Source organism: Candidatus Neomarinimicrobiota bacterium, assembly GCA_022573815.1.
Taxonomy (GTDB): domain Bacteria; phylum Fidelibacterota; class SORT01; order SORT01; family SORT01; genus JACZTG01.
This window is the reverse complement of sequence record JACZTG010000005.1, coordinates 1-22,876: the sequence shown is the minus strand read 5'-3', so window position 1 is coordinate 22,876 and position 22,876 is coordinate 1. Positions and strand designations below refer to the sequence as shown.

Here is a 22,876-nt window from a genome sequence, read left to right as displayed (position 1 = left end):
CTAATTCTTTAATGCCTCTTCGACAGAGTGCAAAAGGTCTTCGACTAATCGTGCCGGTTTCTTAAAGAATATCAGGTTATCTGTTTCTAACTTACTTTTAATATCCTCTACATAAGCAAATCCGGAAGAGAATATTATCTTTTGTGAGGAGTCTTTTTCCCAAATACGTTCAGCAAACTGAAATCCATCCATTCCCGGCATTTGAATATCGGCAATGATTACATCCGGAATAAACTCCTCGAAGATTTTTAATCCTTCCTTGGCGTCTCCCGTAGTTTTTACGAGGTATCCTAATTTTGTGAGATATCTATTATAGCTCTGACAAAGCATCGGCTCATCATCGACTATCAATATCTTAGCTGTGTACGGGTCAACCGGCGCCACAGGGAGCGAAACCGTAAAAGATGTGCCTTTCCCACTTACTGAAGTTACATTAACTTTTCCGCTATATTCTGTTTCAACAATATCCTTAACAATGAGAAGGCCGATTCCCGTTCCCGAATCTTCGGATTTTGTAGTAAAAAAGGGATCAAAAATTTTGTTGAGATACTTTTTTGGAATACCGCTTCCGCTATCTGAAAATACTATGACTACTGACTTGGCAGCTTTATCAACCCGTGTGGATATGGTCAGGTTTTTAATCTTTCTTCCTTGCATTGCCTGCAAGGCATTTAGAATTAAATTCCTGAATACTTGATCCAAGCGTTCTCGATCTACATAAACTTTAGAACTCATTTTACTGAGTTTTAACTTAAGATTGGTAGTTTTAAGATGACCGATAGATTTTAAAGTACCAACTAAATCACGGAGAATAATATTTACATTGATATTTTTCCGATTGGAAGCAGATGGCTTTCCGAGTCGCATATAACCTGAAGCGAGACTAATGATGTGTTGTATCTCTGTGTTCATATCTTTGACTATGTCTTTTACGTCATCATCGTTTACCATATCCGAAATAACTTCCGCACACGCGGATATTACCTGCAGGGGATTATTAAGCTCATGGGCAATTTTTGATCCCATTTGTCCCAATGCTGCAAGCTGTTCGGCATGAATAAGTTGAGAGCGTATCTGCTTTTCCCTCTCGTAAAGTTCCTTTAGAGCCTCGTTGGATTCAACTAACCTGGATTGGCTGTGAAGAAGCTTATTTAGCGCATCCTGCCGATCGGTAACATCCTTTCCCAATACTATTAAGATATTATCATCAGGAATAGGAGTGTATTGAAATTCGAAATGATTATCCCCGATTATTGCTTCCGCAGTTAACACTTGATCATTCTTTAACGATAATTCAAATCGCTTATTATGAGTAGATGGCAAAATTTTTCTTACTTCAGCCGTTTTTAATTTTAATGATTTCAGTAAGTTCTCAACCGCCGGATTATGATATAATAGTTTTCCTTTTGAATCAAATTTCATAATCAAGTTTGGATTTAGAACAGAAATCTCCTGAAGATCGTGTGTAATTTTATTCAGCTTTCTGTTCTCATCGGCAATTGCGAGAATAGATGCCATTGATTCAACAAATTTAACCTCACTTTTGGCAAATCGGTTGTTACCTGAATTTTGAGTAAAAATAAAACCCTTCAATTTTTTACCTGAGCTAATGGGAACTAACATCGCATCAGAATCACTCTTTCGCAGCTCCCTAATCAAACGCGGTTCGGCGGATAGAGTTTTTCCGGGAGAAGATATAAGTGTATTATACCCGTTCTTTTTGGTCCATTTTGCCGGGATTAATTTCTTGTCGAGATCTCCGCTTAAAGCTCTTTTAGAATTTCCAATTACCGAAAGAACATTAAATTTAGAAGAACTATGATTCCGCCAAAAAATAAAACCAAAATCAGCAGACAGGCCGGAAGAGAATGATTTATTAACTGATTTCAAGACGGAATTCCATCTTTTGTCGTTAGAATTTTTGCTACTTGTGTTCGTCAGAGAGGTAATGGCAGAACGTTTTTTTTGATCCCTTTTTTTTGCCATTATTTGTTAATTGTTTCCAAAGTGTCATTCGTTAATATATTACTTATAATATAATAAAAAGACTGAAAACGGGAAGAGAAATATCTACCGAAAAATTACTTTTCGGTAGATATCGTTGAAGGTAGCGTCGTGTTCGCTATCTCCGAAAATCCGAAATTACGAATACGCTAAAATAAACTAAGCGCTAAGAATTGATTGATTTTCATCCAATGCGCTTGTGATTCTAAATCTGTGAATAACAGTGTTGGGATTTATACTTCCATTTGACTGATGGTTCCAAAGTAAATTCATTGCTTCCACTTCATTCCTTTGATGAAGAAATTCTTGTTCTTCGAGGAATGTGTAAATTCCCTGATATAAAACGTAAAGCGGACAAAATGAAGAAGACTGTAAATATGCCGAACGACATTGCGGGCATATAAAACAATCCATTTCTTCACTGTCATATGCTTGCGAGGCAGCTTGCCCAACGAGATCGAAAAGTTTATTGGAGGCGTTCTTAAGTTTTCTCTCATCATTTAATAAATTTTCATGCGCGCCGCAATTCACCAACGCGCTTTTTTCTTCCCCGCATAGGGGGCATAAAGGCAAATTTTGAGGTATCGATCTACTCGTATTAAGATTAGATTCGTTTTTGATAATATCTAAAGTATTCATCTATACTCCTTTTGTACGCCTTAATATAGCTGTTGACGAAAGGCAAGTCAAGGAAAAAGTGAACAAAAGGCGTTATAATGGAATAGCTTTATTCTCACTCTATGATCACATATATTTGCTTACTGAATCAACAGCAACATACTATAGCGTTAATATTTGGAGGAACACTCATTGAGCAATAACATCATTGAACATATTCAGAAGAACGAAGAGAATTATTTAGAAGAGCTGAAAAAATTTGTAAGAATTCAAAGTATCAGCAGTGACCCTGAAAAAGCAGATGAAATGGTCGAATGTGCGAATTGGGTTCGAGATGATCTTGAAAATATGGGAATGGAAGGCGTTGAAATAATTCCAACTGACGGACATCCCTCTGTTTATGGAGAGTGGAAAAAAGCCGAAGGAAAGCCTACAATTCTAATATATGGACATTATGACGTGCAGCCGGTAGATCCTTTGAATTTATGGGATACGCCGCCGTTTGAGCCTGAAGTGAGAAACGGCGGTCTTTATGGAAGGGGCACTGTGGATGATAAGGGACAGATATACCTACATATGAAGGCAGTTGAGGCATATTTAAAAACGGAAGGTACTTTGCCTCTGAACGTAAAATTTCTCATAGAAGGTGAAGAGGAGGTGGGTAGCCCGAATTTAGTTCCTTTAATCAAGAGTAACATTGATAAATTACAGACGGATGTAGTGTTGATATCTGATTCGCATATGTTCGCAAAAGGTATTCCGTCTATTTGTTACAGTTTGAGAGGACTCGCATATTTTGAAATACGGGTTCGGGGGACGAATAGCGACCTCCATTCCGGAACGTTCGGTGGAGCAGTGATAAATCCCGCAAATGCGCTTGTAACAATAATATCTAAACTGAAGGACGACAATGGCAAAATCCTGATTCCCGGTATATATGATGATGTTCTTGCTCTTACGGACGAAGAAAGGGAGATGTTTAAAAGTTTACCCCACGATGACGAAAAATATCGTAAAGAACTTGAAGCGCCGGAATTATTTGGCGAGGAGGGTTATACAACTTTAGAGCGCACATGGGCGAGACCTACGCTCGACATCAACGGAATTTACTCGGGATTTATGGGTGAGGGCGCAAAAACCGTGATCCCGGCAGTCGCCACCGCAAAAATCAGTATGAGGTTGGTACCGGATCAGGATTATCATAAAATTGAAGAGCAATTCAACGATTATATACAGGAGATTGCTCCCAAAGCAGTGGAAGTTGAAGTGCTTAATCTACACGGCGGAATGCCATATATCTCGCCTATGAATTCTCCGATATTCGAACCGGCGAGAGAAGCGCTAAAAAAGGCATTCGGTACTGATACAGTTATGATGCGGGAAGGGGGATCGATTCCTATCGTAACGGATTTCGAGGAATTATTGAATGTACCGGTAATGTTAATAGGGTTCGGTCTGCCGGATGAACATTCTCATGCGCCGAATGAGTGGATAGACTTAGAGAATTTTCAAAAAGGAATTGAGTCTATGGCATACTTATACGAGGGTCTATCTCAAAAATAATGCTGAATAGTTAGAAAGTGAAGTTGTGAAATTCGGAGAATTGTCAGTCATCCATCGAATTGATGCTCTCCATAATTTCCGAATGCTCCGGAAATCTGCCTATCTCTTTTTTCGAAAAAATCAAATTATCGTTCACGACGACCTCAAATACCCCATGACTCGAAGGGATAAGCTCGCTCTTTACGCTATAATTATTCTCTATGTCTGCCGCCAAACTGGAAGCTTGTGGTAAGTATCCTCAGACGTCACAGTATTCGATGCTTATATTCAATATATTTCCAAAATTTATGGTTATCCGGCTCTTAAATTTACAATTTTCTATATTTGATGCAAGTGAATGTTACTGATTACGCTCCTCTTGGGAATTCCCTCCGAACCGTATCATCAATATGTTCTTTGACCTTATTAAGGAAGAGCAATGGACCCGATTCGACAGGATTTAATCCTCTGCCTCTGATATAGTCGTATTCAATAATAAAAAAGAGGGTATTTCTTAAGGTCAAGCCGCTTTGAGACGAAAGCGTTTCATAATGTTTTTTCAATGACGGGTTTAAATCATTTTTTATCTTTATCCTGAGCAATCTACTGGAGAGATTATTTTCGTTGGCATCAGGTAATTGTCTTCTTAGCTGTTTGTAATTATCAATTTGTTTCCCGATATCTTTCTTCCATCCCGCCCAACGGGACAGGTACATAAAAATCCCCATCAGGATAATTGATAATATAAAATAAATCAGCATCATCGGCTTAAAGTTTAGGGAATTATTTCAATAAAATCACGCCAAATAAATATTGAGTGATTTTTGTTATAAATTTTTTGTTATTAATATTTATGGAAATGCTTGAATACTGTGTGGCTGTTAAATATATTAATGCTTACAAAAGCTGGAAAATCAATAAATTTTCTTCGAAAGGTTAATTAATTAAGTATTTATCAATAAATATGTTTAGAAATCATTTCAGTCTGACAAATCAGGTTAATTATTGAATAGTTCTGATAAAAAATTAAAGGATTACGCTGATAAAGAGCGTGCGCACTCCAAAAAATTAATTGACATCGGTATCGCTTTATCCGCTGAAAAGGATATCTTTAACCTGTTAGAATTAATTGTGGACAGCGCCCGGGATTTCACAAACGCTGACGGAGGTACTTTATACATAGTCAGCGATGATGAAAAATCATTAAATTTCGAAATCGTTCAGACGAACAGTCTAAATATCCGCATGGGAGGCAAAACAGGTGAGAAAATAAATTGGCCTCCCGTACCATTATTTAATAAAGACGGTTCCCCAAATAAAGAAAACGTCTCCACTAACGTAGCAATTACGAAAAAGTTGGTTAATATCCCGGATGTCTATGATGTTGAAGGGTTTAATTTCGAGGGAACACGAAAGTTCGATGAAAGTACCGGTTATCGCTCTATGTCAATGCTCGTAATTCCGATGTTAAACCACGAGAATGAAATTATCGGCGTGCTTCAGCTTCTCAACGCAATAGATGATAGCTCAGGTGAGACAATACCGTTCACGGAAGAAAGTATTGACCTGACTGCTTCATTAGCCTCACAAGCTGCGATTGCTGTTACCAATGTGCGGCTTATTCAAGATTTAAAAGATCTGTTTGATTCCTTCATCAGAACTATCGCAACTGCGATTGATGAAAAATCACCTTATACCGCCGGTCACATTAGCCGTGTGGCAAACTTAACTATGGAAATTGCAAGAAAGATCAACGTCACGAAATGGGGCAAGTACGGAAAGTTCAAATTTTCTGATGACGAGCTTGAGGAATTAAGGCTCGCGGCGTGGATGCACGACGTTGGTAAGATAACCACGCCTGAACATGTAGTTGATAAGAGCACAAAACTTGAAAAGATATTCGATCGGGTTGAACTTCTAAGGGTAAGGTTTGAGACAATAAAGCTTCAGATGGAAAACGAATGGTATAAGAAGAAAGTTGAGCTGTTGGAGGCTGAAGGAAAAGAGAGCAAAAAACTGGCTGACTTGGAAAAAGAGTATTCCGCGAAAATTGCCCGATTCCAGGAGGACGCAGATTTCTGCTTACAATGCAATGAACCCGGTGAATTTATGGAAGATGAAAAGATAGATCGGTTACAGGAAATTGCTAAGCAATCCTACCTGATTAGCGGAAACTCACAACCAATTATCTCCGGAGACGAGCTCCTAAATTTATCTATCAAGCGGGGAACGTTAAACGAATCCGACAGAAAGATAATAGAAAACCACGCCACGATGACCCTTAAGATGTTGAATGAACTTCCGTTCAGTAAAAAATTGCGGCACGTTCCTGAATACGCGGCAGCGCACCATGAAAAACTCAATGGAACGGGCTATCCGCTTAAATTAAAAGGGAAAGAAATATCTATCCAGGCAAGAGTAATGGCTATCGCTGATATCTTCGAGGCGTTGACCGCGAAGGATAGACCGTATAAGAAACCAATGAAGCTCTCTCAGGCGATACAAATTCTCGGTTTTATGGTAAAAGACGAACATCTCGATGCCGATCTTGTAGATCTGTTTCTGAAAGAGGGAATGGCAGAAGAATATGCAAATGAGTTTCTATTACCCGAGCAAATTGACTGGAAAACTTCCGACCTTGGCTCATAAAAAACGCTCCCGAAGGAGCGTTTTTCTATTATCCTGAAATTATACTTTATTTTTTATAATTATATATCAATGTTCAATTTTACCCGGTATAAAATGCAGTTTCAAGGTTAATATTCAACATCTTGAGCATTGACATTTCACGGAGTTTCATATACATTAATCCGATCATCGTAAGTTATGATGTTTCAGTGATTTAGTTTCGTTTTTAGCAGACCAAAAAAAGATATGACAGTCATCAATTAAACTATGGATTCTATTATACTAATAGCGGTATTAATCGGAGCGCTGATATTGTTTATCTCGGACAAATTATCAGCGGATCTGGTTGCGATGTTTATGTTGGCGGTTTTACTTCTATTTAAATTAGTTACACCCGCAGAAGCAGTATCAGGATTTTCCAACAGCGCCACCATAACTATCGGAGCAATGTTCATTTTAAGCGCAGGTTTAATTCACACCGGGGTTGTGGACTATCTCGCATTCATAGCAGATAAAAAAATCAAGAATGCCAATATCGGACTGATGCTGTTCATAATCGTCGTCGCCGGAGGTGCGTCGGCATTTGTAAACAACACGGCTGTTGTTGCTGTGTTCCTTCCGGTAATAATTAAAATTTCACGGGAGAGAGGAATAAGCCCTTCTAAATTCCTGATTCCGCTTTCGTTTGCGGCTATTCTCGGCGGGAGTATGACGCTTTTAGGCTCTTCAACAAACATCCTTATAAGTTCTATCTCGAAAAGCTACGGATATGAGGAGTTTAAGATATTTGAATTTTCGAAGATGGGAATAATCTTATTCGCAGTCGGCGGAGTTTATCTATTGCTCTTTTCCTATAAATTGCTGCCGAACAGAGCCAGTACAGGAGATTTGACAAAGAATTATCGTATGCGCAGATACCTCACAGAGGTTACCGTGACAGGTGATTCTCCGATGATAGGCAAATCGCTTACAGACAGAAAAATTGCGGAAACCTATGATGTAAACATATTGGAGATTATTCGAGGCGAAAAAAAATACTGGCAGAAACTTAGATCAACTTTGATTGAGGATCAGGATATTCTATTGGTCAGGGGAAGCGTGCAAGATATTCTCAATTTTACGAAATCTGAGAAATTATTGAGTTTAAGCGATGTTGATCTTGGCGACAGAGACCTGCAAGCGGAAGATGTTATCCTTGCGGAAGCAGTTATCGCTCCCAATTCAAAGCTGATAGGTTTTACAGTCAAGACGATAAATTTCAGACGACGATACGGAGCGTTTGTGTTGGCTATCCAGACTCACGGCAGAACACTGAGAAGTAAAATTGGACAAATTTCCCTTAATTTCGGTGATTCGTTGCTGCTTCAGGGGAGCGCCGATGCGCTTCAAGATCTACGCGGCAATCAAGATTTTCTTATGACAGAAGAGGTGAAATTAGATAATTTCAGAACCAATAGAGCGATTATCGCAATAGGAATAATCTTTTCGGTAGTAATTTTATCAGCGTTTGAAGTTTTTCCGATAATGGTGGCTGCCATTTTCGGGGCTATCGCTATGGTCACAACCGGATGCATAAACATCAAAGAAGCATACGCCAATATAGATTGGATGGTCATTTTCCTTATAGCGGGAATGATTCCGATTGGGATAGCAATAGAAAAATCCGGACTTGCAATAAACGCTGCGGAAGGTATTTTGAATATTTTCGGGGATCTATCTCCTACCTTTATTCTTTCGGGGATTTATATCGGAACAGTCCTATTGACATCTGTTCTGTCGAATACCGCAACGGCAATCGTGATTGCTCCTATCGGAATCTCTATGGCTATCACATTGGGCGTTAATCCGAAACCGTTTCTGATGGCAACTATGTTCGGCGCATCCACGAGCCTTATTACGCCTATAGGTTATCAAACAAATACGTTAGTTTATGGACCCGGAAAGTATAAATTTTTTGATTATGTCAAAGTAGGATTACCCTTGAACCTTATAGCGTGGCTGTTAGTTACTCTATTAATACCGGTTTTTTGGCCCTTTTAAGTAACAGATGATTCGGATAGTCTTATATTGGATAGATACCCACAGGTGGTTTATAACCGCTATTTTTGCCTGTGTTACCATTGCGAATCTGACGCCGCCAGAAGGTCTGTCCGAAAATGGAATGGATGTAATCGCCATCCTTGTAATGTCGACTATAATTCTGATAACCGCTGAAGTTCCGCTTCCGACAGTCCCACTGCTTATAGCAGTGTTTCAGGTCTTATTTGGTGTGGATACTCCAAAGGCGATTTCTCAATCGTTTATGAGCGATTCGGTTTTCTTTATAATGGGTTCGCTTATGCTTGCGGTTGCTATTGTGCATCAAAAACTCGACAGAAGAATTGCATATTTTATCTTACGGTTTACAAAGGGCAGTGTAACACGATTATCGTTTGGTTTCATACTCGTCTGCGCCATTATGGCTTCATTTATAGGAGCGCATACTGTGGCGGCGATTATGCTTCCGGTGGCAATCACCATCGTAAATAATATTGATGCCGATAGCAAAAAGATTCGTAATATTTCGCTCATACTGATGTTTTCCATTGCATACGGCTGCGCAGCTGCCTCTGTCGGTACCCCGTCAGGTGGAGCAAGGAATGCCGTAATGTTGGATTACTGGAGTCGCCTATACGATATAAATATAACTTATACCGAATGGATAAAATACGCCTATCCAATGGTCTTAATTCAGATTCCCGTTGTTGCGTTCTTCATAAATATTACTTTCAAGCCTGAAAACAGGGATATTAGTCAGGCAATTATCAGATTGAAAAAGAGTGTGGAAAATGAGGGAAGTTTAGGAAAAGCCGAATGGTTGACCATCTTCATCTTTTTATTTACTCTTATATTGTGGGTGAGTTCAAGCGATCGTCTTGGTCTTGGAATACCCGCATTCATAGGGGTTTCATTATACTTAATTACAGGACTTGTAAATTGGGACAATATCAACTCGGGAGTGAACTGGGGTGTGGTTCTGCTTTACGGTTCAGCCATCTCTCTTGGAGTTGCTATGCAGAAAACAGGAGCGGCATCCTGGATGGCTAACGCTCTCCTTGGCGGAATGGAAGCAATTCACATTGGAGGAGGAATTGCTCTCATTATAGTTGTAGCAGTTATAACTATGATAGTCGCAAATGTAATGAGCCATGGGCCTGCGGTCGCTGTTCTCGGTCCTATCTTTCTTGAGTTGGCGGTAATAACGGACACAAGCTTAATCGCAGTAGGGTTTGTAGTTGCTATGGCGTCGTCATTTACTTTTATGACAATCATAGGCTCGCCCGCAAATACAATAGTTTTCAGCAGTAATTTTATAAGACCACATGATTTCTTCCGGGCTGGATGGAAATTAAGCCTTTCATCGTTAGCAATGTTGGTATTGATATCGGCAACGTATTGGAAATTATTTGAATAAAAATTTTCTATCGATTAGGAGAATAAAATGAAATTCTTACTCTGCATAGGCGGAGGAGAGATGTCGCATGACACGATTGTCACAGGTGGGAAAATAGCGGCAGCTTTTCATTCCGACCTGTCTGTATTATATGTAGGGGCTAAACACTCCGGCTCAATGACAGGTATGTTAGATATGAGCAGGATGAAGCTCTCTGAATGGGAAATTGAACTTCCGGGTGTTAAGATCCTCCGATATGCCGGGCAAGTTCTAAAGGACATGAATCTTCTCAAGGTTGATGATTCCGGAGATATATTAGAAAAACATTCGCTTAGACCGGACATCAACGGCGCATACGAGCTTCACGCGCTGGGCAAACAGGGAGAAAATATCAGACTTCGCCTGAGGGAAGGAGATATAATCGACCAGGTCATCAAGGAAGTGGATTTAGGCGGTTATAATTTGGTTTTTATGGGGGCGAGTAAAGAGAGGCGACTGATTCATCGGATGATTCAATTCATAGACTGTTCACTCTTCATCACCAAAAATTTGAGGGATATAGATTACCGATTTTTATTCGCGGTAGATGATACTGAAATGTCAAGAAGAGCTCTTTTCTTAGGCTCGAGAGCGACAAAATTTCTTAAGGCGGAAGCAACCTTATTAAGTGTAGTGGACAAAGAAGAAAATATTGAAATGGGAGAGAGGTGTATAGCGAAAGGGGAGAAGATATTTAAAAGAATGAATATCCCCTACACGACGAAAATTGCAATCGGAGACCCCACCGAAACAATCATTGAAGAAGCGGGTGACAATCACATAATAGCTATGGGTTCCAGTAAAAGCTCTCAGCTCAGCAAATTCTTCAAGGCTACTAAAGCAGTCAAGGTGGTGCAGGACTGCAACTGTCCTGTTTTAATTGTTAAATAATAAATTTCCTCGTTAGCGGTTTTCAACTATTACTTTTTTCTTAACAGATGTTACTTCTGTTGTTATGTTTTTCCCTTCTCTGAATTTCGTTATCAATATCACGGAAAATATAATAAACCCGGCAGCAATAATAATTTTCAAATCAATAATTTCATCCGCAAACGCCCAGCCTAAAATGACGGCAATAACAGGATTGACATAAGCGTATGTGGATACATGGTCAGGTGAGGAATGACGCAGTATGTAAACGTATGAGCTGAATCCGATTATCGAACCGAACACTATCAAATACCCGAGAGAATAAAACGATAACAGTGATATGCCGGAGAGATTCAACGTCTGCCATTCTCCGTTTATAGTGGCGAAAATCATAAGGAATACTCCTCCTGTTATCATCTGCATTGCCGCCGAAAGCATTAGCGATTTGTTGTGGTGCGCTCCTTTCGAATAAACGGAACCTGCTGCCCAGGTAAAAGCGGCGAATAATAACAAGAATACTCCGAATGGGTCAAGAGCGAGATTTGAGGATACATTAGATGGACCCACAAGCACATACAATCCGATAAATCCGGTAATAATTCCTGACGTAACTCCAAGATTAGGTCGTGGCGCACCTTTCCACAGCCAATTAAGCAATACCATCCATACTGACACCGTCGCCACCATAAGAGCGGCAAGACCGGACGGAACCGTATGCTCAGCCATGACAACGCTGCCGTTTGCAATTGCCAGCAAGAGCAGCCCGACGATAGATTCGGTACGCCATTCACTCATTGACGGCTTTTCTCTTCCCCTTAATCTCAAGAACAGATAAACTATAAATCCTGCAGTTAGAAATCTGACTCCACCCATAAAGAACGTTGGAATTGTTTCAATTGCGAAACGTATGGCAAGATATGTTGATCCCCAAATCAGGTAAACCGAGGCAAATGCGAGAATGATTTTACTGCCGGGTATTTCTAATTTTTTTTGTATGGCTGAAACCATCTATTCTTCTCCGTTCAGCGGTAAACTTGTTGATTCCTTAGTTGTGGATAAGACGATAGTCGTGCGTGTCGAGATGAGAGAGTCAATAGCGGCAAAATCTTTTTTCAACAATTTTTCAAGATGATCGGTATCCCTCGTGCGAACTTTTACGAGTAAACAGTCCTCCCCGGCTACGTGATGAACTTCTAATACTTCAGGCAGCTTTGCCAGCTGCTCCGCTGTCTGCCAGTCTCCTTTGCCTTCAGTTTCGCGCACGAAAATGAAAGCTGCTAATCCGTGGTTCAAAATTTTTGGATTAAGACGGGTTTCATAACCGGTTATAACACCTTTGTCTTCAAGTTTGCGGATGCGTTCTAAAATTGCCGATGGAGCCATCTTGAGAATTCGCGATATCTCCGCATTGGAGATACGGGCATTATTCTGCATTATGTTCAATATTTTCAGGTCTATTTTGTCCATTATACTCATTATTGATGTTGTTACCGCATAATATACTAAATATGCGCATTAATAGCGAATAAGTTTCGTTAATTAGTTACTATTGGCGAATTATATTGAGATTAAGCCGAAAACTAATAATAGATAGCATCAGCCGCCGGTAGATGCATTAGTCGTCTTTACACCTAATACTTCGCTGATAAGGACTCCGCCAATCACGAGAGCCGATCCGGCGAATTGAAGCCCGGATAAATTTTCAGAGAGAATTATGTAACCGAGAAACAGCGCAACAACAGGCGAAACTATCGTGACAAAAGAAAGAGTTGTGGCCTCTACGTGCAGGAGCATCCAAAAATGAATTGAAAATGCGAGAGCTGAACCTATCAATGTTAGGTAAATCAGCGCCCCGATTGAATTTATATTCCAGATTAGATGAGCATTACCGTCAAATATAAAATGAATTGAGAGTGTGGTTATCCCGCCGACAAGCATACTCCCGCCGTTTAAGAGATATCGGTTATGATTATGTATATTTTTTTTTGTGATGACCACAGCGAATGCGGCGGAGATCGGACTGACAAAAACAGCCAGAAGCGCCATTAGTTCGATGAAATTTTGCACGCTTAAATTTTCAGAAAAGATAAGGGCTGTGCCAGCTACGCCAACGATCATACCCATCACTCTAAGTTTGTTCAGCCTTTCGTTTTTCAGTATTATTGCCGCGAATGCCGCCACATAAAATGGAAGAGTGGAAAACATAATTGAAGCCATTCCGCTGGAAATGTATTGCTCCGCCCAATAAACGGCGCTGTACGAAATGGTGAACATTAATATACCGATAATGAGTGTAAGTTTGAGTAAAGCTAATGAAAATGAGACTTTACGCTCTTTAATGAAACCGATAGAAACTACGATTGCGCCTGCCGCAATAAAACGTAATCCGACTCCGAGGAATGGAGGCATTCCATCCAATCCTATCTTAATAACGAGCCATGTTGTCCCCCAGATAAGGGAGAGAGCGATAAATCCGGTTAGTTTTTTCCCTGACGATACCGCCATTAATCTATTTCTATATTTTCAAGCTTTAGAAGGAGTCTCTTTTTGTGGAGGCCGCCCGTATATCCACCGATTTTTCCTGATGCTGCGATTACACGATGGCAAGGAATGACTATCGGTATGGGATTCTTGGACATTGCGCTGCCCACAGCTCTACCAGCTTTCGGATATCCCGAACGAAGCGCAAGCTCCCCATAGCTGACTGTCTCTCCGAATTCTAATTTCGAACACGTTTCCAATACATTTTTCTGAAAGTCCGTTAGGTGACTTAAATCTATCTTGATGTTGAATTTTCGTCTTTCATAAGAGAAATATTCTACGATTTCCCCCCTGATGTTTTTCATTTTTTCATTATCAAAGATTACTGTTTTATTTGGATATACCTCCTCCATTTCCTGAGCGAATTGTTCTATTGAGGCGGAATCGGTGCTTATACGGCATAATCCTTTGTCGGAAACGGCAATATATACGCAGCCCACAGGACTGTTTTCCTCATAGCCTATGATTATAGAGTTTGAGTCAGTCAATTACAGCGCCAGTTTTGACTGTCGAATTCCTTCTTCAGTGTCAACCCGAGTTAGGATAATAAGACCTAATAAAATGAAAACAATAAGCGAGAGAATGCTTGCGCGGGCGCTGCCCGTGATTTGTCCGATCAAGGCAAATGTAAGAGGCCCGATTATGGAAGCAAATTTATTGCTGATAGCAAAAAATCCAAAAAATTCAGCGCTTTTCTCCTTTGGAACAAACGATGCGAAAAGCGATCTGCTTACCGCCTGTGTCCCGCCCAAAATCAGTCCGACTATTCCGGCAATTATCCAAAATTCGAGAGCAGTTTGAATAAAGTAGGCGTAAATAACCACTGCCGACCAGATAAAAAGCGAAAAGATTATGGACTTTTTGGGACCGATACTTTTAGCTAATTTTGCGAAAATTAATGAACCGGGGAAGGCGATAAATTGGGTCATCAGCAGCGCTCCGATAAGAGAACCGGAGCTGAGTCCAAGTTCTTCTCTGCCGAAAATTGATGCCATAACAACAACAGTTTGAACCCCGTCGTTGTAAATGAGAAACGCCACGAGAAACAGCGTCAGTTGCCGGTAATTTCTTATTTCTTTTATAGTCTTTCTGATTCTTTTAAATCCAATCGCCAGATAGCTCTCACGTTTCGGAAGAACTGTTCCTTTACGTTCCCGCACGAATAAGAAAGTTGGAATGGACATTACCGCCCACCAGACACCTACGCTTAAAAAGCTTATTCGGCTTCCCATCGCCCTGCTTTCCAAACCGAAGCTTTCGTAATTGGTGATGATAAGCAGATTCAGCGCAAGGAGAATGCCGCCACCGATGTATCCGTAAGCGAATCCTTTTCCGGAGACCCAATCAATTTCATTTTCATCTGCAATTTGAGGAAGAAAAGCGTTATAAAATACATTTCCGCCTGCAAATCCGATGTTAGCCACACTGAAGAGAAACATAGCAAGCAGATAATCACCCTGCTCCACAAAATAAAGTAAAGCGGTGAAAAAAGAGCCTGTATAACAGTATATAGCCAGCATTTTTTTCTTCGTGCCGGAGAAGTCGGCAATAGCTCCGAGAATCGGCGAGGAGAGCGCAACCAGCAAAAGGCTGAATGACAACGTGTAAGCCCAGATAGCGGATGCCTTCAATAGAAAAGATTTTCCAAACAGGATAAAACTAACTCCGCCCTCAGGGACTATGCTTACAAAATATATCGGTAGTACGGAAGCGAGTATGGTTGTGGCATAACCGGAGTTGGCAAAATCGTACATTGACCAACCGAACAGCTCTCTCTTTTTAGCTATATCCATTTAGTTAAAATTTTGAATCATATTAAAAGTGAACGAATTATGATTATTACGGATAAATGTAGAGTGATAGTTTCTTTGGAACAAGAGATATTGATGCTAAATCAGAATTTTCTCGCTAATACGGCTACCGCTTTTTCCGAATAGACTTTTCCTTCCAATGGAGCTGTCGCTTCAAAATATATAATATAAATTCCTATAGGAAGCTTTCTTCCGTTATCACCCAGACCATCCCATTCAAAAGAGCCTTCGGAACCGGACGGAAGAGAATTCAGAAGTCTCCTTACCTGCCTTCCAAGCGAATCGAAAATAAAAATATCCATAATGACAGACCGGGAGGGCAGCGTATAGTTCATCGTCAGCGCATCGTCAATACCGTCACCATCAGGTGAAAACGGGTTCGGAGTCAGTTCGATTATCAAATTGTTAGTCTTTATTTTCTTTGACACACTATTAATCTCTCCCGGCGTTCCTCCAAGCAGCTCTACCGAGCTTAACCAATTGAATATCGGTTCAGATGAAGAAAACGGATCTATTTTTTCTATCGAAACTCCTCTTCCGCCGCCAGCTTCAGGAGTGAAACTGACTCGGTCAATTATTTTTCCACTTGGGCCGAACAGGAAAACAGTGTCGCCGTCATTGTTCAGACGCGGAAATGTTGAGCCGATTATCAGAGTTTTATCAGGATTGTCGCCAAAAAACTCTATTTGGTTTGAATCTGCTGACAAAACATAATACCCGCCGGCTAAAATAACGGCATCAATATTGTCTATGGTTGTCTGTCGTGATGTGTCCGAATCAGAGATTGACCAGCCGCTTAGACCGATGATCCGATCTGTAGGATTGAACAGTTCGATATATTCCGATTGAGGCGAAAACGCTTCGCCCTCAACGAAAGGGTCATACATCACTTCATTGATTAGGAGAGAAGCGGCGTTGAACTCCAAAGTTATCAATGTAAAAGCTATGTTATTCTCTGTCCTTTCATCGCCAATAGCTAATACTATAGCGCCCACAAAGGCGACACTCCGGGGGAAATCAATAATGTCAATGCTGAGAACGATAGAGTCGGAAGGAAGAAGAGAGGTGGAATTGGAAATTGGAGGTGATAACAATTCGTTTTCCGAGAATATGGAATCTTCTTTCAACTCCACGAAAAAAGTTAAATTGAAATCTGATACGGTAATTGTTCCTCGGTTTTCAATAACAGCGTTAAGCGAAAACTGTTCGCCATAAACCGGATTCAACGGTTCGGTATAAATTCTTTTCATTGCTAAATCAATGCCTAAGGGGAAGACGCTGTTTCTGAATCCGGGTGTGCCGTTCAGTACGATGCTGTTTGACCAGTTGAATAAATCGTCTCCCGCATTCAGATCTATCTTCTCGTCTGAATATCCATCTGAATTATCAACCGTATAAGTATACTCGGCTATCGTAATGCCGGATGATGTGGAGATTGTGACAGTCTCCGGCGCTGAATTAAGCAGTCCGCGCGACCCTATAGTTGCTCCGTCTATCGTCATAACGAGCGCCCCCTGCGGGATTATGGCGTCATATTGAGTTGAATTATCGAAATAGCCGTTGTCAAGAATTACGCCGTATTGCAATGGCTCTAAGATTAAGCCGTTTCCGGCGCTGATAATTTCATCACTTGCCACACCGTCGCTGATAGTGTAGCCACTAAGGTTTATTGAAGCGTCACCCCTGTTATATATCTCTACGAACTCATTAAAATTTTCGTTTCCGGCCGGATTAAACATAATTTCGGTGAGAATCAGACCGTCCTGAGCGAAAGCGATTGATGATGTAGTGGCAATAATAAGAAAATAAACGAGCAGCATAACCGTAATATTCGATTCTTTCGGTAATAATCAAGAAATATGTAGTGGTAAGATATTGTTGATTAAATTACTCTCGAATATTAAATAGAGCAATAACAGGAATTTTAGGCTTACCTCTCCTCAATTTCGCTTGCAAGCAAAAGAAGGATTTAGTATTTTTCTGAAAGTTCAGAAACTCAAAAACACGGGAGCCGTTTGCCAAATTTATCAGTCGACAGCATTATAATCATTGCTCTCGGATTTTTCGCATATAAGGGAATGAGGAAAGGATTAATCCTCGAAGTGTTCAAGCTGATAGGTATGTTCGGCGGTTTCCTCGCCGCCGCAACGTTTTTTAGCGCGGGTACCGGGATTATAATGAAGCAGTTCGGCGTGGGCCCGAATGTTGCAGCCGGATTAAGTTTTATCATTATATTTATAGCAGTAGCAGCCACAGCTCGATTCATTGCCGCAAGCTTAAAAAAACTTATGCAAATCACCATGCTCGGCTGGGTTGACAGCGGTGGCGGCGCATTGTTCGGTGCCCTAAAAGCCTCCTTTATGATAAGCTCTGTGCTATTGGCGATTTCGCTGATTCCGGGTGATTTTACAAAAAGCATTGAGAAAAAATCCAAATTTTACGCTCCTATGAAAGGGGTTGCTCCTGCAGTCTATGACTGGATATACGGTATATTCCCCGATGCGCTTTCCTTTCAGGAAAAGATAAGCAAGACAATTCAGGGTTACGGCGGCACTATGTCCGGCTCGTCAGGATTGCCGGGCGGATTGCAGGATATGATGCCGGATTTGAAAGGGCTGGATAGGCTCAAGGATTTAGGGGATATTGATTTACAAGGAACTAAACAAAAGAAACAGATAGACAATCTGTCGAAAAAATATGGTAAGAAATGAAGTCTGCTCAGCAGCAGTTCTGGAAAGTTTAGACTTTCCCGTAATAAAAGAACTTCTTTCCGGCTCGACACATTCTGAAGCGACTCTAAAACTCGTTGATGAGTTACGCCCAATCGCTAATTTAAAAGAGATTGAATATCAACTTCGATTGGTCACGGAAATGCGGAAAATCCATGACGATGGCGAACGGTTTCCAATTGACACTTTCGAAAGTATTGAAAAAGAAATCGCAGTTCTAAATAAAGAGGGAGCGATCCTTCAGCCCACCGGATTAGCTAATTTGGGAATTATTCTCGTTGATTCAAGAATCATTAAAACATTCCTGAAAAACAGAATCGAAAAGCAGCCCGGACTTTATGCGTTGTCTGATAATCTGATTTCTTTTCCCATGCTGGAAAAAAAGGTCTCTAAAACAGTCGGAGCGGATGGCGAAATTCTTGACAGCGCCAGTCCTGAGCTCAGGAAAATTCGCAAATCCATTTCCAATGCCGAAAACCGTATGAGAAAAAGGCTTGAGGAGATGATGGGACGCTTGGTGAAGGAAGGAATCGCCAGGGAAGGGAACCCTACCATCCGGAACGGCAGGTTTGTCATTCCCATAAAGGTGGGGTATAAAAGGCAGGTTCATGGAATTATTCACGATAGTTCGTCCAGTGGGACTACGGTCTTCATCGAGCCGATGGAAGTTGTTGAGATAAGCAATGAAGTACAGGAACTCCGAAACGAAGAAGCGAGAGAAATAGAAAGGATACTGAAAGAGCTCACCGCGGAATTCGTTCCTTATGCCGGTGATATTTCTCAAGCGTTCGATGCGTTGACAAAATTTGATTTGATATACGCAAAGGCGGTTTTTTCAAAGTCACTGAACGCCTGCGCCCCCAAAATTTTAAAAAACGGTTCGACAGCTATGAAATCCGCGCGAAATCCTGTATTGGAACAGCATCGGAAAGTAGTACCCCTCGAGTTCATTCCCGGCGCCGATATAAAAACGGTGGTGATTACGGGTCCGAATGCCGGCGGAAAAACAGTGGCGCTGAAGACCGTTGGACTGCTCACTGCCATGGCGCAGTCGGGGCTTCATATTCCGGTTGCGGAAGATTCGTCCGTCGTAGTGTTTGATAAAATATTCGCTGATATAGGCGACAAACAGTCAATTTCTGAAGACCTTTCGACCTTCACGTCTCATATGAGAAATCTCAAGGAGATGTTTGACAATGCCGACAGCAAAAGTCTTCTGCTGATAGACGAAATCGGAACGGGGACAGACCCCGCCGAAGGGGCAGCGCTTTCCGCAGCGTTCTTGCTGGATATAAACAAGCGCGGAGCCATTACTATTGTAACGACGCATCACAGCAGTCTTAAAGCGGTTGCTCAGGAGACGAAAGGATTTCTAAATTGTTCTATGGAGTTTGACGCAGCCACTCTATCGCCCAGCTATAAGTTCCTTAAGGGGACTCCCGGTTCGTCTTATGCTTTTGAAATTTCTAAAAAGATAGGCTTAAATAAAAAATTGATTCAAAAGGCCGAATCTATATTGGGGAGCGATGCCGTCAATGTGAATCAGCTCATTTCCGAATTGGAAAGAGAGCGGCAGAAACTCCGGAAGATGGAGGATGAAGCCAATCGCGCTCAATCGCAATTGGATAAAATGGTATCAAAGTATGATGTCCGATTGAAAGAATCGGAATCTCTGAAGAAAAAGTCCAAAGCGGAAGCTGCGCGCGAGGCGAAGTCAATTCTTGCGGAAGCGAATTCCACTATAGAGAAAGCGATTCGGGAAATCAGGGAGAGTAACGCCGATGCCGAAGTGGTTAGGGAAGTTAGAAAAAATGTGCAGGGACAAAAGAATCGTGTTGAGAGCCTGAGTTTGGAGGAAGAAAATCCGGAAAGCGGCGGTTCGGTTCCATTGAATATTGACGATGCAAAAAAGGGTATGTACGTATCGATTCCTTCCCTGAATGTTACAGGAACGATTAGCGAATTGTTGACAGATAAAAATGAAGCGGTTGTGTCAGTTGGCAGCACGAGTTTACGGATAAATGTCGGTAAGCTGACAAAACTTTCCGATGATAAAATTCAAGCAGCGTCAGTTCCAACCATAGGTTACGGCGGACCTAAACCGCGGGATGTTGGCTACGAAATAAGCCTCAGAGGAATGAGGGCGGAAGAAGCGCTCTCTGTCCTTGAAAAATATCTTGATGACGCAATATTGGCAGGCTTCTCAAGAGTTGAAATAGTTCATGGACGAGGCGAAGGAATATTGAAGAAAATCGTCGCCGAGCAGCTGGAGGCGCATCCCAACGTAAAAGGATTTCACACTCCGCCGCCGGAAAAGGGAGGCGTAGGAGTTACGGTAGTCGAGCTGAAATAATATGAGAATTCCCGAACACATAATAGACCAGGTGCGAGATTCAAATGAGATAGTGAATCTCGTGGGCAGCTATTTGAAGCTCAAGAGGAAGGGAGTAAATTATTTCGCGGTTTGCCCGTTCCATCATGAGAAAACGCCCTCTTTCAGCGTAAACGCATCAAAACAGATCTGGCACTGCTTCGGCTGCAATCGCGGAGGGAACGTATTCAGCTTCGTGATGGAATATGAAAAAGTAAATTTCATCGATGCGGTGAAAATGTTAGCGGAAAACGCCGGAATTGAACTCCCCGAATCAGGAGTAAGAGAAGAAGGCGAAAGTAAATCCGCCGTCCTTTATAAAGCGAACAGAGCGGCCGCGTCCGAATATCATAAACAGCTTATGAGCGATGACGGAAAAAGCGCCAGAGATTACCTGAGCGATAGAGGGATAGCAGGCGAGATGCTGAAAACATACGGCATCGGATTAGCGCCGGGCGATTGGGAATGGCTGAAACCTAAATTGACCGCAAAAGGGTTTGACGAAAAATCGCTTATGGAAGTCGGGCTCATCGGCAAAAGCGAGCAGGGAAAAAATTGGGAACGGTTTAAAGGCAGGATAATTTTTCCCGTGCTGAATGAAGCCGGAAAAGTTGTGGCGTTCGGAGGCAGAATCTGGGCTGATAATGACACCGAAGCGGCGAAATATGTCAACAGTTCCGACTCGCCCATATATAGTAAAGGGAGGGTGCTTTACGGTCTTTTTCAGACTAAGGAAGATGTGAGAAAATCCAATCAGATTGTGCTGGTTGAAGGTTATACAGATTTGCTCAGCGTTGTGGCATCGGGAGTGACAAACGCAGTGGCAACATCAGGCACCGCTCTCACAACGGGACAGGCGCGGCTCGCTAAGCGGTATGCGGATTCTGCTGTATTATTATATGACGGAGACGACGCAGGACGAAAAGCGGCTGCTCGGGCTGCTATAGCGCTGATGGAAAGCGGTTTTGACGTGCGGATAGCAAAGCTGCCCGATGGGAGCGATCCCGACAGTTTCGTTAGGGAAGAAGGCTCTGAGAAGTTGCAAACATTAATAGCTGATGCGGTGGGCTATGTGGATTTCAGGGTCGGTCTGCTTTCGGAAGAGGAGCTCTCCGAATCCACTCTGAAAGTGAGAGCCATAAGGGGAATTGTGGAAGAGCTCTTCGAGCTTAGAGATGAATTGGTAAAAGCTGTTCTTCTAAAAGATTTTGCTTCCGCGCTTGGTGTGGACGCGGAACTGCTGAAGCAGGAATCGAAAAAGTTCAAACCGTATGATAACAGAGAGGAGAACGAACGGGAAAAAGTAACGGTCAAATTGAAAAGTCTGATTCAGAAGATCGAATATCAGCTTGTTATGCTGCTGCTCTCAACGAATCAGGAGATAATATCTTCCGCGAAGGAATTTCTCCACAGTTACGATGTCTCTCACGAAGCGCTGGCGCAAATTGCGGGTGTCCTGATGAAAGACGAAAATCGCGGGAACGACTCAAAACTTTTTGATGAAATCGATGACCCTGTGGAACGTGCGCTGCTGATGAAACTTATGGAAGAAATATCATCGGTGAATGATGAATCCAAAACCCTATCCGAAAGTAAATCCAGGCTAATAATGCTGAAACTTGAAGGCGAGATAAAAACTGTCAGGGAGAAGCTCCGAATCGCTGAAAGCAAAGGGGAAGACATATCAACACTTTTGCGGGAACAGAAAGAACTCACGGACAAATTGAAATCGAACGGCGAAGAAGAGAAGAAAGAGCCTGACTTATTCAATTAACGTTCGCCGCATAAAATACTCGGCTTGACATTACTTGCCGACCCAAGTAAATTACGCCCTGCCGTAACGGGCCCTTAGCTCAGTTGGTTAGAGCATCCGACTCATAATCGGACGGTCGCTGGTTCGAGTCCAGCAGGGCCCACTCTTCAAAACCGCTTAAACACTGCATTATACGGGCTTTTCAGAGGATTCCTGAAAAGTCCGTTTTCATGTCAAAACGGCTCAAATAGGCTGAAATACGATAAAAGTGTGACATTATTTTGTCACGATTGTGACAATACTATCCCATAAACGTCAGTTATGACACACCATTTCTTGGTCCCAGACTCATGAAATCCAGAGTTTCTGACAATTAGCTTTTGAGGCAGTGGCTTATGTCCCTCAAAAATGATGGTTTATGAAACACATTTTTAGTGTTTCAGAACTCGTACGTTAATGAGAATACGAGAAATATTCATAGTGCAATCTAAGGGCTTAATGCGTAACATGGGAATTGGGATAAAGAGTGGGGATGGC

Annotated in this window: 18 protein-coding genes and 1 tRNA gene; 9 read left to right on the top strand and 10 right to left on the bottom strand. The window is 41.7% G+C overall.

Annotation, left to right across the window (positions count from 1 at the left end; all coding sequences use genetic code 11):
* Complete coding sequence (locus tag IIB39_03180) at positions 1-1,986, bottom strand: response regulator (GenBank protein MCH8927699.1); 1,986 nt, start codon at positions 1,984-1,986, stop codon at positions 1-3.
* Between the two features lie 177 nt (positions 1,987-2,163).
* Entirely contained in the window at positions 2,164-2,643 is a 480-nt protein-coding gene (locus IIB39_03175; GenBank protein ID MCH8927698.1) for a hypothetical protein, read from the bottom strand.
* Positions 2,644-2,814: 171 nt separating this feature from the next.
* Here IIB39_03175 and IIB39_03170 point away from each other — a divergent pair, with 171 nt between their 5' ends.
* Positions 2,815-4,185, top strand: a complete 1,371-nt coding sequence (locus tag IIB39_03170) for a dipeptidase (GenBank protein MCH8927697.1) — start codon at positions 2,815-2,817, stop codon at positions 4,183-4,185.
* 43 nt (positions 4,186-4,228) lie between these two features.
* Here the strand turns inward: IIB39_03170 and IIB39_03165 are convergent, their stop codons facing one another.
* Positions 4,229-4,459: an Rdx family protein gene (locus IIB39_03165; protein ID MCH8927696.1), complete on the bottom strand. Its 231-nt coding sequence runs from the start codon at positions 4,457-4,459 to the stop codon at positions 4,229-4,231.
* A 73-nt stretch (positions 4,460-4,532) separates the two neighbouring features.
* Positions 4,533-4,880 (bottom strand): hypothetical protein, encoded by a 348-nt coding sequence (locus IIB39_03160; GenBank protein ID MCH8927695.1) that lies wholly within the window; start codon positions 4,878-4,880, stop codon positions 4,533-4,535.
* A 289-nt stretch (positions 4,881-5,169) separates the two neighbouring features.
* Between IIB39_03160 and IIB39_03155 the strand changes: the two genes are divergently transcribed.
* The 4 genes from IIB39_03155 (at position 5,170) to IIB39_03140 (ending at position 11,155) form a co-directional block, all read left to right on the top strand.
* On the top strand, positions 5,170-6,813 hold the full coding sequence (locus tag IIB39_03155) for a GAF domain-containing protein (protein MCH8927694.1): 1,644 nt from the start codon (positions 5,170-5,172) through the stop codon (positions 6,811-6,813).
* Positions 6,814-7,059: 246 nt separating this feature from the next.
* Positions 7,060-8,832, top strand: a complete 1,773-nt coding sequence (locus IIB39_03150; protein ID MCH8927693.1) for an SLC13 family permease — start codon at positions 7,060-7,062, stop codon at positions 8,830-8,832.
* A gap of 7 nt (positions 8,833-8,839) precedes the next feature.
* Positions 8,840-10,246 carry a DASS family sodium-coupled anion symporter gene (locus IIB39_03145; GenBank protein MCH8927692.1) on the top strand — a complete coding sequence of 469 codons (1,407 nt, stop codon included), beginning with the start codon at positions 8,840-8,842 and terminating at the stop codon, positions 10,244-10,246.
* 27 nt (positions 10,247-10,273) lie between these two features.
* Complete coding sequence (locus tag IIB39_03140) at positions 10,274-11,155, top strand: universal stress protein (GenBank protein ID MCH8927691.1); 882 nt, start codon at positions 10,274-10,276, stop codon at positions 11,153-11,155.
* Positions 11,156-11,167: 12 nt separating this feature from the next.
* Here IIB39_03140 and yedA read toward each other — a convergent pair whose 3' ends face one another.
* From yedA to IIB39_03110, 6 genes are all read right to left on the bottom strand, one after another.
* Positions 11,168-12,142, bottom strand: a complete 975-nt coding sequence (gene yedA, locus IIB39_03135; protein ID MCH8927690.1) for a drug/metabolite exporter YedA — start codon at positions 12,140-12,142, stop codon at positions 11,168-11,170.
* On the bottom strand, positions 12,143-12,610 hold the full coding sequence (locus IIB39_03130) for an Lrp/AsnC family transcriptional regulator (GenBank protein ID MCH8927689.1): 468 nt from the start codon (positions 12,608-12,610) through the stop codon (positions 12,143-12,145).
* A 120-nt stretch (positions 12,611-12,730) separates the two neighbouring features.
* Positions 12,731-13,639 (bottom strand): EamA family transporter, encoded by a 909-nt coding sequence (locus IIB39_03125; protein ID MCH8927688.1) that lies wholly within the window; start codon positions 13,637-13,639, stop codon positions 12,731-12,733.
* Positions 13,639-14,163 carry a methylated-DNA--[protein]-cysteine S-methyltransferase gene (locus IIB39_03120; GenBank protein MCH8927687.1) on the bottom strand — a complete coding sequence of 175 codons (525 nt, stop codon included), beginning with the start codon at positions 14,161-14,163 and terminating at the stop codon, positions 13,639-13,641. Before IIB39_03120 ends, IIB39_03125 begins: the two co-directional genes overlap by 1 nt.
* Complete coding sequence (locus IIB39_03115; GenBank protein MCH8927686.1) at positions 14,164-15,468, bottom strand: MFS transporter; 1,305 nt, start codon at positions 15,466-15,468, stop codon at positions 14,164-14,166. It lies immediately after the preceding gene.
* Positions 15,469-15,569: 101 nt separating this feature from the next.
* Positions 15,570-17,306 (bottom strand): lamin tail domain-containing protein, encoded by a 1,737-nt coding sequence (locus IIB39_03110; protein ID MCH8927685.1) that lies wholly within the window; start codon positions 17,304-17,306, stop codon positions 15,570-15,572.
* Between the two features lie 195 nt (positions 17,307-17,501).
* On the opposite strand from IIB39_03110, the gene IIB39_03105 reads away from it, so the two are divergent.
* The 4 genes from IIB39_03105 to IIB39_03090 all read left to right on the top strand — a co-directional run bounded on the left by IIB39_03105 (position 17,502) and on the right by IIB39_03090 (position 22,502).
* Positions 17,502-18,197 carry a CvpA family protein gene (locus tag IIB39_03105; protein MCH8927684.1) on the top strand — a complete coding sequence of 232 codons (696 nt, stop codon included), beginning with the start codon at positions 17,502-17,504 and terminating at the stop codon, positions 18,195-18,197.
* Positions 18,184-20,568 carry an endonuclease MutS2 gene (locus IIB39_03100; protein MCH8927683.1) on the top strand — a complete coding sequence of 795 codons (2,385 nt, stop codon included), beginning with the start codon at positions 18,184-18,186 and terminating at the stop codon, positions 20,566-20,568. Before IIB39_03105 ends, IIB39_03100 begins: the two co-directional genes overlap by 14 nt.
* 1 nt (position 20,569) lies before the next feature.
* Entirely contained in the window at positions 20,570-22,360 is a 1,791-nt protein-coding gene (locus IIB39_03095; GenBank protein ID MCH8927682.1) for a DNA primase, read from the top strand.
* 68 nt (positions 22,361-22,428) lie between these two features.
* Positions 22,429-22,502 (top strand) — tRNA-Ile (locus IIB39_03090).
* The last annotated feature ends 374 nt before the right edge of the window (positions 22,503-22,876 follow it).

Bases quoted from the DNA above. Each gene is read 5' to 3' on its own strand.
- IIB39_03180 (MCH8927699.1), bottom strand. From the start codon at position 1,986: ATGGCAAAAAAAAGGGATCAAAAAAAACGTTCTGCCATTACCTCTCTG.
- IIB39_03175 (MCH8927698.1), bottom strand. From the start codon at position 2,643: ATGAATACTTTAGATATTATCAAAAACGAATCTAATCTTAATACGAGT.
- IIB39_03160 (MCH8927695.1), bottom strand. From the start codon at position 4,880: ATGTACCTGTCCCGTTGGGCGGGATGGAAGAAAGATATCGGGAAACAA.
- IIB39_03150 (MCH8927693.1), top strand. From the start codon at position 7,060: ATGGATTCTATTATACTAATAGCGGTATTAATCGGAGCGCTGATATTG.
- IIB39_03145 (MCH8927692.1), top strand. From the start codon at position 8,840: ATGATTCGGATAGTCTTATATTGGATAGATACCCACAGGTGGTTTATA.
- IIB39_03140 (MCH8927691.1), top strand. From the start codon at position 10,274: ATGAAATTCTTACTCTGCATAGGCGGAGGAGAGATGTCGCATGACACG.
- yedA (MCH8927690.1), bottom strand. From the start codon at position 12,142: ATGGTTTCAGCCATACAAAAAAAATTAGAAATACCCGGCAGTAAAATC.
- IIB39_03130 (MCH8927689.1), bottom strand. From the start codon at position 12,610: ATGAGTATAATGGACAAAATAGACCTGAAAATATTGAACATAATGCAG.
- IIB39_03125 (MCH8927688.1), bottom strand. From the start codon at position 13,639: ATGGCGGTATCGTCAGGGAAAAAACTAACCGGATTTATCGCTCTCTCC.
- IIB39_03115 (MCH8927686.1), bottom strand. From the start codon at position 15,468: ATGGATATAGCTAAAAAGAGAGAGCTGTTCGGTTGGTCAATGTACGAT.
- IIB39_03110 (MCH8927685.1), bottom strand. From the start codon at position 17,306: ATGCTGCTCGTTTATTTTCTTATTATTGCCACTACATCATCAATCGCT.
- IIB39_03100 (MCH8927683.1), top strand. From the start codon at position 18,184: ATGGTAAGAAATGAAGTCTGCTCAGCAGCAGTTCTGGAAAGTTTAGAC.
- IIB39_03095 (MCH8927682.1), top strand. From the start codon at position 20,570: ATGAGAATTCCCGAACACATAATAGACCAGGTGCGAGATTCAAATGAG.